General features: G+C 58.5%; 14 protein-coding genes and 4 tRNA genes. 10 read left to right on the top strand and 8 right to left on the bottom strand.

What is annotated here, in order from left to right:
• Positions 1-14: 14 nt before the first annotated feature.
• The 9 genes from O3C79_RS05975 to O3C79_RS05935 all read left to right on the top strand — a co-directional run bounded on the left by O3C79_RS05975 (position 15) and on the right by O3C79_RS05935 (position 7,831).
• Positions 15-1,388: a class II fumarate hydratase gene (locus O3C79_RS05975; protein WP_494385191.1), complete on the top strand. Its 1,374-nt coding sequence runs from the start codon at positions 15-17 to the stop codon at positions 1,386-1,388.
• 88 nt (positions 1,389-1,476) lie between these two features.
• Positions 1,477-2,673: a succinyldiaminopimelate transaminase gene (gene dapC, locus O3C79_RS05970; protein ID WP_494385190.1), complete on the top strand. Its 1,197-nt coding sequence runs from the start codon at positions 1,477-1,479 to the stop codon at positions 2,671-2,673.
• A gap of 11 nt (positions 2,674-2,684) precedes the next feature.
• The gene (locus tag O3C79_RS05965; RefSeq protein ID WP_494385189.1) at positions 2,685-3,035 is read left to right on the top strand and encodes an ArsC family reductase; all 351 of its coding nucleotides are present in this window, start codon (positions 2,685-2,687) and stop codon (positions 3,033-3,035) included.
• A 61-nt stretch (positions 3,036-3,096) separates the two neighbouring features.
• A complete protein-coding gene (gene dapD / locus O3C79_RS05960) occupies positions 3,097-4,128 on the top strand; it encodes a 2,3,4,5-tetrahydropyridine-2,6-dicarboxylate N-succinyltransferase (RefSeq protein ID WP_010322603.1) in 1,032 nt (343 codons plus the stop codon).
• A gap of 80 nt (positions 4,129-4,208) precedes the next feature.
• On the top strand, positions 4,209-5,354 hold the full coding sequence (gene dapE / locus O3C79_RS05955) for a succinyl-diaminopimelate desuccinylase (protein ID WP_494385188.1): 1,146 nt from the start codon (positions 4,209-4,211) through the stop codon (positions 5,352-5,354).
• Complete coding sequence (locus tag O3C79_RS05950) at positions 5,351-6,178, top strand: putative RNA methyltransferase (protein ID WP_494385187.1); 828 nt, start codon at positions 5,351-5,353, stop codon at positions 6,176-6,178. Before dapE ends, O3C79_RS05950 begins: the two co-directional genes overlap by 4 nt.
• Positions 6,175-6,474 (top strand): hypothetical protein, encoded by a 300-nt coding sequence (locus O3C79_RS05945; RefSeq protein ID WP_494385186.1) that lies wholly within the window; start codon positions 6,175-6,177, stop codon positions 6,472-6,474. The genes O3C79_RS05950 and O3C79_RS05945 overlap by 4 nt, the downstream gene beginning before the upstream one ends.
• Positions 6,440-6,832 (top strand): hypothetical protein, encoded by a 393-nt coding sequence (locus O3C79_RS05940; RefSeq protein WP_494385185.1) that lies wholly within the window; start codon positions 6,440-6,442, stop codon positions 6,830-6,832. The genes O3C79_RS05945 and O3C79_RS05940 overlap by 35 nt, the downstream gene beginning before the upstream one ends.
• A 24-nt stretch (positions 6,833-6,856) precedes the next feature.
• Positions 6,857-7,831, top strand: a complete 975-nt coding sequence (locus tag O3C79_RS05935; RefSeq protein WP_494385184.1) for a zinc transporter ZntB — start codon at positions 6,857-6,859, stop codon at positions 7,829-7,831.
• Here O3C79_RS05935 and O3C79_RS05930 read toward each other — a convergent pair.
• Entirely contained in the window at positions 7,796-8,713 is a 918-nt protein-coding gene (locus tag O3C79_RS05930; RefSeq protein ID WP_494385183.1) for a DMT family transporter, read from the bottom strand. The two genes, O3C79_RS05935 and O3C79_RS05930, sit on opposite strands and share 36 nt — an antisense overlap.
• A 58-nt stretch (positions 8,714-8,771) precedes the next feature.
• The gene (locus O3C79_RS05925; protein ID WP_494385182.1) at positions 8,772-9,203 is read right to left on the bottom strand and encodes a hypothetical protein; all 432 of its coding nucleotides are present in this window, start codon (positions 9,201-9,203) and stop codon (positions 8,772-8,774) included.
• 73 nt (positions 9,204-9,276) lie between these two features.
• Between O3C79_RS05925 and greB the strand changes: the two genes are divergently transcribed.
• Positions 9,277-9,774: a transcription elongation factor GreB gene (gene greB, locus O3C79_RS05920; RefSeq protein WP_494385181.1), complete on the top strand. Its 498-nt coding sequence runs from the start codon at positions 9,277-9,279 to the stop codon at positions 9,772-9,774.
• A gap of 126 nt (positions 9,775-9,900) precedes the next feature.
• On the opposite strand, the gene O3C79_RS05915 is transcribed toward greB, so the two are convergent.
• The 6 genes from O3C79_RS05915 to O3C79_RS05890 all read right to left on the bottom strand — a co-directional run bounded on the left by O3C79_RS05915 (position 9,901) and on the right by O3C79_RS05890 (position 14,146).
• Positions 9,901-9,976, bottom strand: a tRNA-Lys gene (locus O3C79_RS05915).
• Positions 9,977-9,996: 20 nt separating this feature from the next.
• Positions 9,997-10,072 (bottom strand) — tRNA-Lys (locus tag O3C79_RS05910).
• 53 nt (positions 10,073-10,125) lie between these two features.
• A tRNA-Asn gene (locus O3C79_RS05905) sits at positions 10,126-10,201 on the bottom strand.
• Positions 10,202-10,224: 23 nt separating this feature from the next.
• Positions 10,225-10,312 (bottom strand) — tRNA-Ser (locus O3C79_RS05900).
• A gap of 82 nt (positions 10,313-10,394) precedes the next feature.
• Complete coding sequence (locus O3C79_RS05895) at positions 10,395-13,184, bottom strand: EAL domain-containing protein (protein ID WP_494385180.1); 2,790 nt, start codon at positions 13,182-13,184, stop codon at positions 10,395-10,397.
• Positions 13,181-14,146 (bottom strand): ABC transporter substrate-binding protein, encoded by a 966-nt coding sequence (locus O3C79_RS05890; protein ID WP_494385179.1) that lies wholly within the window; start codon positions 14,144-14,146, stop codon positions 13,181-13,183. Before O3C79_RS05890 ends, O3C79_RS05895 begins: the two co-directional genes overlap by 4 nt.
• Positions 14,147-14,269: the final 123 nt, after the last annotated feature.

The raw sequence follows: 14,269 nt of genomic DNA, 5'->3' as shown, positions 1-14,269 counted from the left end.
AAGGAGATCACGAAATGGCCAATAACACCCGAGTCGAACACGATAGTCTGGGGGAAGTGGAAGTTCCCGAAGCGGCACTCTACGGTGCTCAAACCCAGCGCGCGGTGGACAATTTCCAGTTCAGCGAGTTGAAACTGCCGGATCATTTCATCGCCACCCTGGCGCGTATCAAGGCAGCCTGCGCCCAGGCCAATGCCGAGCTGGGCCTGCTGGAGAAGGAGCAGGCCGACGCCATTGTCGCCGCCGCCGACCGCATTATCGAAGGTGGCTATGCCGAGCATTTCCCGGTTGATGTGTTCCAGACCGGTTCCGGCACCAGCACCAACATGAACATGAACGAAGTGCTGGCCTCGCTGGTCAAGCATCACTCGGGCCTTGAGCTGCACCCCAACGACCACATCAACATGAGCCAGAGCTCCAACGATGTGATTCCCACCTGCATCCATGTCAGCAACCTGTTGATGCTGGAGAACCGCCTGCTGCCGGCACTGCGCCACCTGGTCGGGCGCCTTACCCGCAAACGCTATGAAGTGGCGGATGTGGTGAAAACCGGCCGTACCCATTTGATGGATGCCATGCCGATCCGCATGGATCAGGAGCTGGCCGCCTGGCAGCAGCAGATTGAAGATAACCTGACACGGCTGGAGAATATTCGCCCGCGCCTGACCCAACTGGCCCAGGGCGGCACTGCCGTCGGCACCGGCGTCAATGCGCCGCCCACCTTTGCCCGTCTGTTCTGCCGTTATCTCAGCACCCGCAGCGGCCTGACCGTCAAACCGGCCGCCAGCCATTTCAGTGCCCAGGCAACCCAGGACACGGCGCTGGAATTGTCCGGCCAGCTGAAAACCTGCGCTACCAGCCTGATGAAGATCGCCAACGATCTGCGCTGGATGAACTCCGGCCCGCTGGCAGGCTTGGGTGAGATCGCACTGCCCACGCTGCAGCCCGGCTCTTCAATCATGCCCGGCAAGGTCAATCCGGTGATCCCGGAAGCGGTGATGATGGCCGCAGCCCAGGTCAGCGGCAACGACACCAGCATCAGCATCTGCACTCAGCACGGCAACTTCCAGCTCAACACCATGCTGCCCCTGATTGCCTATAACCTGCTGCAGAGCCAGACGCTGGTCGCCAACTCCGCCGAACACCTGGCCGACAAGGCCATTCAGGGCTTCAGCATCAACAACGAACATATCGAGGCGACGCTTGCCCGCAACCCGGTGCTGGTGACGGCACTGAACCCGGTTCTGGGCTACGAACGCGCAGCGGCACTGGCCAAGCAGGCCTATGCCGAATGTCGCCCCATCATCGACGTGGTTGCTGAAGAAACCGACTTGAGCCGCGAGGAGCTGGAACAGCTGCTCAATCCCCGGCATCTCACTGGCGCCTGACAGGCGCCATCCGCTATACTTTCGCCCCCAAACGTGAGCGAAAAACCCTGCTTTTTTTGTGAGTAGCAGGGCCTGACAGGAAAAGCGCATGAACCCAGATCTCGACAGACTCCAGCCCTATCCGTTTGAAAAGCTGGCCGTGCTCAAAGCCGGCGTCCAGCCACCGACCAGCCTTGAGCACATTTCGCTCGGCATCGGTGAGCCCAAGCACCCGGCCCCGCCGTTCGTGCTGGAGGTAATGGCGGATAACCTCAACTGCCTGTCGAACTATCCCACCACCAAGGGAATGCCGGAACTGCGCCAGGCCATCGCCGGCTGGTGTGAGCGTCGCTTTGAGCTGGGTGCGGGCAATGTGGACCCGGACCGCAACGTGCTGCCGGTGAACGGTACCCGTGAAGCGATCTTCGCCTTCACACAGGCCGCCGTATCACGCAAGCCCGATGCGCTGGTGGTCGCGCCCAACCCCTTCTACCAGATCTATGAAGGCGCCGCCTATCTGGCCGGTGCCGAGCCACACTATCTGAACTGCCTGCCGGAAAACGGGTTTATTCCGGATTACGACGCCGTTCCGACCGATGTCTGGCAGCGCTGCCAGCTGCTGTTTGTCTGCTCACCGGGCAACCCCACTGGCGCCGTGCATGACATGGACACGCTGAAAAAGCTGATTGCGCTGGCGGATGAGCACAATTTCATCCTCTGCTCCGACGAGTGCTACTCCGAGCTGTACCCGGATGAGAACAACAAGCCGGCCGGTCTGCTGCAGGCCTGTGCTGAACTGGGCCGGAGCGATTACGCCCGCTGCATCGTGTTCCACAGCCTGTCCAAGCGCTCCAACCTGCCAGGCATGCGTTCCGGTTTCATCGCCGGTGATGCCAGCCTGCTGGAGCCCTTCCTGCTGTACCGCACCTACCACGGCTGCTCCATGCCGATTCAACACCAGCTGGCCTCTATCGCTGCTTGGAACGACGAAGCACACGTACTGGAGAACCGCAGCCAGTACCGCCACAAGTTCGAAGCCGTACTGCGCGTGCTGCAGCCGGTCATGGACGTGAAACAGTCCGATGCCAGCTTCTACCTCTGGGCGCCGACGCCCATCGCCGATGACGAGTTCGCCAAGGGGCTGTTCGAGCAGCAGAACCTGACTGTACTGCCGGGTCGCTACCTGTCCCGCGAAATCGACGGCGTGGTTCCAGGCGCTGGCTTTGTGCGCATGGCACTGGTCGCCACCGTGTCTGAATGTGTCGAAGCGGCCGAGCGAATCCGCCGCTACATTGAATCGCTGTAACGGGAGCCGGCATGACAACCATCTACGGTATCAGCAACTGCGATACGGTGCGCAAGGCGCGCAAATGGCTGGAAGCAGAAGCGGTTGAGTTCGAGTTTCATGATTTTCGCAAACAGGGCCTGAGTGCCGAGCAGGTTGCCCGCTGGTGCGCAGCCGCAGGTATCGACAAGGTTCTGAACAAGCGCGGCACCACCTGGCGCCAGCTGCCCGATGAGGTCAAGGCCACCACCGATGAAGCCGCACTGCAGGCGCTGCTGGTGGAGCAGCCCACGCTGATCAAGCGTCCGGTGCTGGAACTGGACGACGGCCGCATCGAGATCGGCTTCAAGACGGACAGCTATGCCGCCTTGTTCGGCAACTGAGCCGGGCCAACCAATACCGATTACTGAACACATTTTTACTTTTTGAAGAACGGAGTTAACAATGGCGAATTTCGCACTGGGTCTGGGTGTAGGCACCAAATCTTCCGCAGGTGACTGGCTGGAAGTCTATTACAACGCACCGCTGCTGAACGCAGACGATGCACTGGTTGCAGCCGTAGCCGAGAAAGTGGGTTACGAAGGCGGTAACCAGGCGATCGAACTGGACGCAGCCCAGCTGAAATCTCTGGAAGCGGCATTCCTGTCCGTCGATGCTGAAGCTCAGGCTGAAGTGGTGGAAATTCTGGAAGGCACTTCTCAGCCGGTTGTACTGTGCATTCTGGAAACCGATGCGGCACCGCAGACCACTGCCGAGGTGTATCTGAAGCTGTCCCTGCTGTCCAACCGTCTGGTTCAGCCGCACGGTCTGGACCTGAGCGGCATGTTCCCGCTGCTGCCGAACGTGGCCTGGACCAATGAAGGCGCCGTGGCACTGGAAGACCTGCCGCGTCGTCAGCTGTCTGCCCGCGCCCAGGGCCGCGTGCTGGACGTTCAGTCTGTAGACAAGTTCCCGAAAATGGCCAACTACGCGGTTCCGGCCGGTATCCGCATCGGTGATGCGGCCCGTATCCGTCTGGGCGCGCACGTAGGTGAAGGCACTACTGTCATGCACGAAGGCTTCATCAACTTCAACGCCGGTACACTGGGCGTGAGCATGGTTGAAGGCCGCATCTCTGCCGGCGTTGTCGTGGGTAACGGCTCCGATGTTGGCGGTGGCGCTTCTACCATGGGCACCCTGTCCGGTGGCAACAACGTAGTGATCTCCGTGGGTGAAAACTGCCTGCTGGGTGCCAACGCCGGTCTGGGCCTGCCGCTGGGCGATCGCTGCACCATCGAAGCCGGTCTGTACGTAACGGGCGGCTCCAAGGTCACCCTGCTGGACGACCAGAACAACTCGGTTGGCGTCATCAAGGCCGCTGAGCTGGCCGGCAAGCCGGACCTGCTGTTCCGTCGTAACTCCCAGAACGGTCGTATCGAGGTGAAAACCAACAAGAGCGCGATCGAACTGAACGCTGAGCTGCACTCGCACAACTAAGCAGCGACCTCAGCGTACCTGACCCCGCACGCCGGCCTGGCCTGCGGGGTTTTCACCTTTTGCCAAGCAGGATACCCGTCATGACACAGCTCTCGCCCACTCTTGAACTGGCCAAGGACCTGATCAGCCGCCCTTCGGTCACCCCGGAAGATGCCGGCTGCCAGGAACTGATGATCAGCCGCCTTGAAGCTCTGGGCTTCAAGATTGAACGCCTGCCGTTCGAAGAAGTGACCAACTTCTGGGCCCGTCGTGGCGACAGCGGTCCGGTATTCTGCTTTGCCGGCCACACCGATGTGGTGCCATCCGGCCCCGAAGCACACTGGGATCATCCGCCCTTCGAGCCGGTTATTGAAGAGGGCTACCTTTGCGGCCGTGGTGCCGCCGACATGAAAGGCAGCCTGGCCGCATTTGTAACGGCTGTAGAACGCTTTATCGAGCACCACCCTGACCATGAAGGCTCCATCGCATTGCTGATCACCAGCGACGAAGAAGGCCCCTTCGTGAACGGGACCACCCGCGTCATCGACCACCTGGAAGCCCGCAACGAGAAGATCGACTGGTGCATCGTCGGCGAACCCTCCAGCACCAACAAGCTGGGCGATATCATCAAGAACGGACGTCGTGGTTCCCTCAGCGGCAGCCTCAAGGTACGCGGCATTCAGGGTCATGTGGCCTATCCGCACCTGGTGCGCAACCCGATTCATGAAGCGGCGCCGGCACTGGCCGAACTGGCAGCGACCACCTGGGACGAGGGCAACGATTTCTTCCCGCCGACCAGTTTCCAGATTTCCAACATCGACGCCGGTACCGGTGCCACCAACGTGGTTCCGGGTGAAGTGGATGTGGCCTTCAACTTCCGCTTCTCCACCGAAGTGACGGCGGACGAACTCAAGACCCGCGTGCGCGATATTCTCGATAAGCACAACCTGGAGTGGGATATCGACTGGATTCTGTCCGGCAACCCCTTCCTGACCCCTGCCGGCGACCTGGTTGATGCCAGCCGTGAAGCGATCCAGGCGATCATGGGTTACGAAACCGAACTGTCCACCTCCGGCGGCACCTCTGACGGGCGTTTTATCGCGCCTACCGGTGCACAGGTGGTGGAACTGGGGCCGTGCAACGCCACCATCCACAAGATCAACGAGCGCGTGCGTGCCCAGGATCTGGATGACCTTTCGTCCCTGTACGAAAACATCCTGGCCCGCCTGCTGGTTGCCAAGGCATGAGCGAGCCTGCACTGGCCTGCCCGGTCTGCCGTGAGGCACTGGTACTGGATGACAAGCGGCTGAGCTGTGCCAACGGGCATAGCTTCGACCGCGCCCGTCAGGGCTACTGGAACCTGCTGTTGCCGCAGAAAAAGCGCAGCAAGGCTCCGGGCGATAATGCCGAAATGGTGCAAGCCCGACAGCGTTTTCTGGAAGCCGGCTACTACACGCCGCTGGCGGAGCGCATCGGGCAGCTGCTGCAGTCCGAACTCACCCCCGACGAGCAGACACAGTTGCTGGACCTGGGCTGCGGCGAAGGCTGGTATACCGACCGCCTGGCACGCCAGCTGGGCTGCTGTACCACCGGGCTGGATATCTCCAAGGACGCGATCAAAACCGCCTGCAAGCGCAATAAAGACGTGCACTGGCTGGTAGCGACCGGCGCCGATATCCCGCTGGCCGAAGCTTCCGTCGATGCCGCCACACTGGTATTCAGCCGCCTGATGCCGGAACCCACTGCACGCGTACTCAAACCCGGCGGGCTATTGCTGGTCGTGATTCCCGGCCCTAATCATCTGCTGGAACTGCGCCGTCTTATCTATACCGACGTGCGTGCGACATCCGGTTATGACCCCGCGGCGTTACTGACAGAGCAGTTCGAGCCCGTTTCCTGCGAATCACTCAGTTTCGACTTCACCCTGAACACTGCTCAGGCGATACAGGACCTGCTGGCCATGACGCCGCACGGTCAACGCCTCAAGCCCGAGGCCCGCACTCGCCTCAACCAGTGTGAGCAACTGCAGGAACAGGCCGACTTTACCCTGTACCTGTTCCACAAACGATGAACTGGCAGCGCCTCAAAGCCAGATTGCGCCGCCAGGCAGAAGACGGCCGCGCCAACCTGCGCAATCTGATGAGCGGCGCCTTTCTGTTCTTTATAGGCCTGGGCGCCATCATGATGGCCCAGTACAGCCTGCCGAGTGGCCTCAAGGCTGAAATGCTGGCGCTTGCAGGCTTGATCCTGCTGAGCCTCGGCAGCATACTCGCCCTGTATGGCTATCTGAGCCTCAGCCTGCTGCGAATTTGGCATTTTCTGGACGACGATGATGAGCGACGAGACAACACGCCACCCCGACATTGAGATTTACATCAAAAGCCGCTCACTGGAGCAAATCCTGGCCTGGCTGGAGCAACTCAGCGAATCCCTGCAGGAAGTCCAAACCAGCGGCACCACCCACCACCTGTCCTGCACCATCAAGGGCCAGATCATTCCGGTAATGATCCATGAGCGCGCCTTGGGCAAGGCCTGGACCAGCCTCTGGTTCCGCTCCGACGCCACTCCCTGGGAACGTGACCTGGATTGCGCCGAAGCCGCTGCCAAGGGACTGGACACGCAGGTGCGTTGTATCGTATCCGGCTGGGAAGACGGAGATGATCCCGACGAATGGTGGCGCATCGAAAACGGCAACACCGAAAAAATCACCTGGCGTACCGAATAAGGCCGATTGCACAGGAAAGCCGCCATGACGCTCGAATCTCCCCCGCTACACGCGCTATTACTCGACGGTCAGGGCGGCGCCACCAGCCTGACACCGGATCAGCTGGATACCTGGCAGCCTGATCAGGGTCTGCTGTGGCTGCACCTGGATTACACCGACACAGCCTCCCGACAGTGGCTGGAGCAGCAGAGCAAGCTGTCGGAACTGGCCATCGAATCCCTGCTGGCGGAAAACACTCGCCCCCGTGCAGCCCTGCTGGGCGAACACCTGCTGCTGGCCCTGCGTGGCGTCAACACCAACCCGGGCGCAGACCCCGAGGACATGGTCTCCATTCGCCTGTGCATCTCCTCCAACTGCATAATCTCCACCCGTAAACGTCGCCTGCTCTCGGTAATCAAGCTGGTAGAACAGCTGCATGCCGGTCAGGGCCCCTGCACCAGTGCCGATCTGATCGTGCAGCTCAATGAAGGGCTGGTGGAGCGCATGGGGCTGACCGTGGAAGCACTGGATGATGAGCTTTCGGAACTGGAATTGAACCTGCTGACCGACGCAGACAGTGAAATGCGCCACAGCGTGCGCAACCTGCGCCGTCAGTGCATCAGCCTGCGTCGCTACTACTCACCTCAGCGTGATGCGTTCAACCAGCTGCAGGGCGAGCGCCTGGACTGGCTGAGTACCGATCACCGCCTGGCCCTGCGGGAGATCAGCGACCGCCTGCTGCGCCACATTGAAGACCTGGATATGCTGCGCGAGCGTGCCGCCATGGCACAGGAAGAGCTGGCCAGCCAACAAAGCGAGCAGCTCAACCAGCGCATGTACGTACTGTCGATCATCTCCGCCATCTTCTTGCCGCTGGGCTTTCTTACCGGCCTGCTGGGCATCAACGTTGGCGGTATTCCCGGTGCCGACAACGACAACGCCTTCCTCATGTTTCTAGTCAGCCTGAGCCTGATGGTGGGCGGGTTATTCTGGCTGTTCCGCCGCTGGCGCTGGCTCTGAAGGCTTCATTTTCTGCTGCAGTACCACTGCACCCACAATCAGTGCCAGCCCCACAAAGGTGGCAGGCACTATGGGCTCATTCAGGAACAGCCGGATAAACACCAGCGACAGAAAAGGTGACAGGAAAATCAGGTTCGAGATACGGCTGACATGCGTCGCCGCCCGCATCGCCCCCAGCCAAAGCAGGAAGGTTACCCCCATCTCGAACAGCCCTACATAAGCCGCCCCCAGCAGCCCCTGCAGAGACGGCACCACCAGCTCACCCTGCCAGGCCATCAATGCCCATACCATGGGTGTACCCAGCAGAAAACAGAGCAACAACGTCACCGCCGGCGCTCCTTCTGCGCGGGTGTTGAGAATCCAGTACAGCGCCCAGATCAGGGTACTGCCCAGTGCCAGTGCCACTCCGGGCAAGCTATCGAATTCCAGCGCCAGCAGGTTGCCGCGAGTGGCAATCACCAGCGCGCCCAGATACCCCAACAGCATGGCAATGATATCGATTCGATGCAGTTTCTGCTTCAGCAAGGGCACAGCCAGCAATGCCAGCGTCAGTGCCCAGGTATAGTTGAGCGCCTGAGCCTGCTGTGCGGGCAGCAGATCATAGGCACGGAACAGCACCAGATAGTACAGAAAGGGATTCAGCGCACCCATCGCCAGATAGTAGCCGGGACGTCGACGCAGCTGTTGCAGCAGCTCACCCCAGCGGTGCTGCCAGCTGACCGCCACGGCCAGTACCAGGGTCGAAAACAGGCCGGACCAGCCCAGCAACTGCAGTGGACTGAGGGTCTGCAAAGAGAGTTTAAATGCCGTGGCCACCGTGGACCAAAGCAGAACTGCGCTCAGACCTAGCAGCATGGCGCGTGACTGGGATTTCTCCGACATCCGAACAACCTCAGGTGGGGGACAAAACGCGCTAGGAAAACATATTTGCGGCCCTGTGTCAGGCCTCTACATGGATAGAGCTGCGCGCCTGCTCGATTTCGCCCGCCAGGTTGCTGGCTGCATACAGAGCAACCTGCTCGAATCGGTCGGATCTCAGTGCCTGAGCACGTGGCGTACGGGCCTGTACTTCCAGGCGGGACACCTGAAACGCGTAGTCGCCCGGATTGGGGTCATTGATGGAATGATTGAGTCGGTCAACCACCTGAGGGGTGTGCAACTCGGTGGGATCAGGGTAGCTAAGGCCGGGAGCTGTGGGCAGCTCAAAACCCTCACCCGCGGGTGCAGCCGCCTTCTGCGGCTGGTAAATCTCCTGATTCGAGGCGATGAGACTGAGCAGAAAGGCGAATTGGGCACCATTGGGCGACTGCACTGCCTGTGGCAGTGAGGCCGTATAGGTCTCAATTCGATTTTGAATTTGCTCTGTTTGCATCATCCCTCCGTAGTGACTGGTATTATCGGCAAACAGCTGTAATCCTTTACTTTTTTCTTACGGAGACCTACCGATGGGACGCTGGCGCCCCCCTCAGGCGAAGAGTTCGCCTTATATCACCCAGGAAGGCTACAACGAGCTCACAAAGGAGCTGAAATACCTGTGGAAGGAAAAACGCCCGGAAGTCACTCAAGCCGTTAAGGAAGCCGCCGCTCAAGGCGACCGCTCGGAGAATGCCGAATATATCTATGGCAAGAAGCAGTTGCGTGAAATCGACCGACGCGTGCGTTACCTGTCCAAGCGACTGGAACACATCAAGGTGGTCGATCGTGCGCCGGATGATCAGAGCCGCGTCTTTTTCGGTGCCTGGGTCACGCTGGTGGACGAAGAGGACCAGGAGCGCCGCTATCGCATCGTCGGTGCAGACGAAATAGACCCTGCCAAGGGTTACATCAGCATAGATGCACCGCTGTCACGGCAGCTGTTGAAAAAACAGGTGGGCGATGAAGTGGTCATTGAGCGTCCCGAGCAGGACGAGCTCTGGCTGGAAGTGCTGGCCATCGAATACTGATGGTCGGCGCAAACACCAGACAGCAACGCAGGCATCAGGTCGTAAAGACAGTGCTAAAAACAGTGAGAAACGACATTAAAAGCCGGAAGAAAACAAAAGAAGTAAAACAAGGAAGAAAACCGGAAATGGTGGGTCGTATAGGACTCGAACCTATGACCAATTGGTTAAAAGCCAACTGCTCTACCAACTGAGCTAACGACCCTCCGGTTGCGAAGAGAAGAGTGGTGGGTCGTATAGGACTCGAACCTATGACCAATTGGTTAAAAGCCAACTGCTCTACCAACTGAGCTAACGACCCGCTCTTTATGCTCTACGCATCGATCAAGCCAGACAGGCTAGATCTTCATGATTTGGCTCCTCGAGCTGGACTCGAACCAGCGACCAATAGATTAACAGTCTACTGCTCTACCAACTGAGCTATCGAGGAACTGCTCAAATCATCATCCTAAATGGCGGAGGGGCAGGGATTCGAACCCTGGGAGCCTCTCGACTCGTCGGTTTTCAAGACCGGTGCTTTCGACCACTCAGCCACCCCTCCAAAGGATGGGCGCAGATTTTATAGAGTTCAGATTTTCTGTCAACACCCTTTGTAAAAAAAACCACATAATTATCTGAAATGGTTAAATTTTTACCTGCTGTTCACCCAATTCGGACAAGGGGCGCGGTGCCGAGAACAGATAGCCCTGCAGTTCGTCACAACCACGCTCGCTGAGGAAGTCCGCTTGCGCACGGGTCTCGACCCCTTCAGCCACCACCTGCAGCCCCAGTGAGTGCGCCAGCACGATGATGGTTTCGACAATAACCCGATCATCGGCATCGGTTTCAATATCGCGCACGAAGGAGCGGTCTATCTTCAGATAATCGATGGGCAGACGCTTGAGATACTCCAGAGAGGAGTAGCCGGTGCCAAAGTCGTCCACCGCGACCTCAACACCCAGCGCCTGCACGGCCGACAGCTGCTCGGCAGCAGTAGCAAAGTTTTCCACCAGTGCACCTTCGGTCACCTCGATACACAGCTGCTCAGGACGCAGGTTGTTGGTCTCGATAGTTTGCTTCAGGCTCTCGGCCCAGTTGCCTCCCTGGAACTGTCGCGGCGACAGGTTGATGGCGATCTGCTTGCCCGAAAGCTTCGGGTCCTTCAGGTCGGCCACAACCTGCTGCAACAGCCAGTCAGTCATCAGCTCCAGTGCATCACTGGTTTCTGCCAAGGGTATAAACTCCGCCGGTGACACCGCACCCAGCTCAGCACTTTGCCAACGCATCAAGGCTTCATACCCGGTGACCGCACCATCCGGCTTCTGCTTCGGCTGGTACACCAGACTGAATTCCTGACGCTCCAGCGCTTTGGGCAACTCGGCTTTAACCTTCATTGCCCGCTGATTGCGTTCGTTGATCTGCGGATCAAAGAACGCAAAGCGGCCACGTCCCAGCTCCTTGGCAAAGTACATGGCGGCATCAGCATGTCCCAGCAGAATATCCGCCCCGTGACCATCACGGGGATAACTAACCACACCAATACTACAGCCTATGCGCACTTCACGATCGTCAATGAAAAACGGTTTTTTAAGTGCCTGCAGGGCTTTTTCAGCCACAGCGGAAAGCTCACTGTCGCGTTTCACCTGAGGCAGTAGCAGGGTGAATTCATCACCTCCAAGGCGGAAGGCCCGGTCGCTGTCACGGATACAGCTGCGCAAACGGTTGGCCACTTCACAGAGGAGCTGATCACCTACCGCATGCCCCAGTGAGTCATTCACTTCCTTGAACAGATCAAGATCGATAAACAGAAGGCCGAACGGCTCTCCGTAGCGCTCGCCACGGTGAACTGCCTCGCTCAAAACACGCTGAAATTCGGTTCGGTTGAACAGCCCGGTCAGGGAGTCATGGTATGCCAGGCGGTGCAGGTCCTGTTCGGCCTGCTTCTCGTGAGTGATATCCTGGAAAATACCGAAATAGCCATCTAGGCCTCCCGAACGGTCATAGATGGCACTGACTGAAAGACGTACCGGGTACAGGCTGCCATCTGCACGTCGGTTTTCCATCTCGCCAGTCCAGTTACCCTGCTGTTCGAGCGCCTGCCAGAAACGGTGGTAGAAGACCGGGTCCTGTCGCCCCGAGTTCTGGATATTCGGTGACTCCCCTATCAACTGGTCACGGTTATAGCCGCTCATCCTGACCAGAGACTGGTTCACATCGACAATGCGGTTATCCGCATCGGTGATCATGATCCCTTCACTGGTGTGCTCGAACACGCGACGGGCAATTCGCGCCAGGTTTTCGTTACGCTCCTGCTCGGTTACATCCGTTGCCACCGTAGCCACGGCATAGCAATGCCCCTGCTCATCCACCAGAGGAAACTTGACCATAAACCAGCGGTGTAATTCATCATTGACCGGAAACTCCGTCTGGAATTGCACCGGGGTCCCCTGCTCCAGCACCTGCTGATCGCGTTCCGAAATAAAGCGGGCATAAGGCTCTTCCAGAAGATCGAACACCGTATCACCGGAGGCATCGGGCTGCCCCAGCACTTGCACAAAACGCTCATTAACCAGCCGATACACCCCTTCGCGGTCCTTGATATACACCATCGAAGGGATGTGCTTGAGGATGTTCTCCATCTGCTTATTGAACGTCACAATCTGGGCACGGCTCTGCTCGAGCTGCTCCGCCAGCTGGTCCAGCACCTGGCCCACTTGTCCCAGCTCATCCGCGCCCTGCAGGCCTGTGCGCTGGCTGAAATCATCCTGTGCCAGCCCGTCCACCGCCTGCGTAATTTGCTGCAGCCGACGGGTAATGCTTCCCTCCAGCAGTCGCCATACCATAAAGGCGAACAACACAACCCCAAGCGTCAACGCAGCAAAAATCATATCCAGCTTGTAGGTCACAGGACGTAACACTTGCTGGACATCCAGCTCCATAATGATCAGGCCCTGACGATCCCGCAGGCTGTTGTCAGGGTCAGGGTAACGAAAGGCTGATAAACCATACAGAGTGTTTTCACCTTCCAGCTGCCTCACATACAAGGGTTCAATCTCTTCACGGGCGCGTGGAAGCAAGCTCGGATCCAAATGCAGGGCCAGTTCAGCTACCGACTTGCCAACATGAGCCAGCCGACTGGACGAAATCACATTGCTGTCAGCATCAATAATCAGCAGATGCTTAACCTGGTTACGTGCGCTGGTCACCGCCACCTCACGCTTCAGGCCGGCCAGGTCTCCCCGGCTCAGCATGTATTCGGTCGTACCCTGAATGCGGTTCAGGGTCGATCTCAGGCTCTCCTCCATGTTGTCGTAGAGGATGCCTGTGACCATTGGCTTGAGTACCCCCAGCGCCATGATCAGCAGCAACAGCGCTAACAGAATGATGGCGCCAGGCAGCAGGCGCCTTAGCGGGATTTGATTAATCCTGTTCATGCGTCGGGGTACCCGCCATACACTACGTCTTTCAGGTCCGGGATATCATCAATCAGATCATCCCTGAGCATGGTTTCGGCCAGGCGCTCGACCTGCCGCTGCAAGGGAGAAGGATTCCCGTCAAATAACTCCAGGCTCGCCTTCTGATCAGGCAGCATTAGCCCCTGCAGACTATGCTTCACTTCCACCGGCGTGACTTTCAAACGTTCAGACATTATACGAGCGCTGGCGTCGGGATTATCGTCAATAAATGCCAGCACCTCATGCCAGGCTCTGATCAGCTGGCGAATCGTATCCTTGCGCTCAGCGAGCGTCCGTTCACGTACCACCAATACATCGACAATTTCGCCAGGTATTTGAGTGGAATCAAACAGTTGAACCGACTGGTCCTCGCCAATCTGTTGTGGCACCGGATCAAAGGTGACAACCGCATCCACCTGTCCGGCTCTGAACGCCTCGGCATGCTCATTTACCTCGAGGTGGGCCACGTCGATATCATCGAGCGACATGGCATTGAGCTCCAGCGCACGTGACAGCATGTAGGCACCCAGCGCAGTTGCTTCGACACCCACCCGTTTGCCTTTCAATTCTTCAAAGGAGGTAATACCCGGCTGCGCCAGAATAACGTCAGCGCCCATGGAGATATTGGTGACCTGCACAATGACCGGCCTGAGCCCCAGCACCCTCAGGTTAATCACTTCATCCAGTGTCAGAGCTGCTGCGTCAATGGCGCCATTGCGAAAGGCACGCATCACCTCACTGGCCGATAACAGCTCAACCAGCGCCACGTCATCACTGCTCAATATGCCCTGTTCTCGGGCCACATAGAGTGGCTCATACCCGGGCCAAAGGTTGGTTCCCAATTTAATGGGCTTGGATGGTGTTAACAGAAAGGACGCAGCCAGTAAGGCTCCTGCTAACAGCATCAGGGTTAGCACGACAAGGCGAGATCGAATATGCATCCGGCAACTCCATTCGGACAATATCCCCAGTTTAACGCAAGCGACGCAGTGCATCACCCAAGTCTCTGAACGACCCGTTAACAGACACTGTCAGGTACTACCGCGCGAATTCCGCTCACAGTT

Source organism: Marinobacterium sp. NO-S09 (assembly GCF_059179545.1).
Note: the sequence above shows the minus strand (reverse complement) of the source record. Positions and strands in the feature narration are given on the sequence as shown.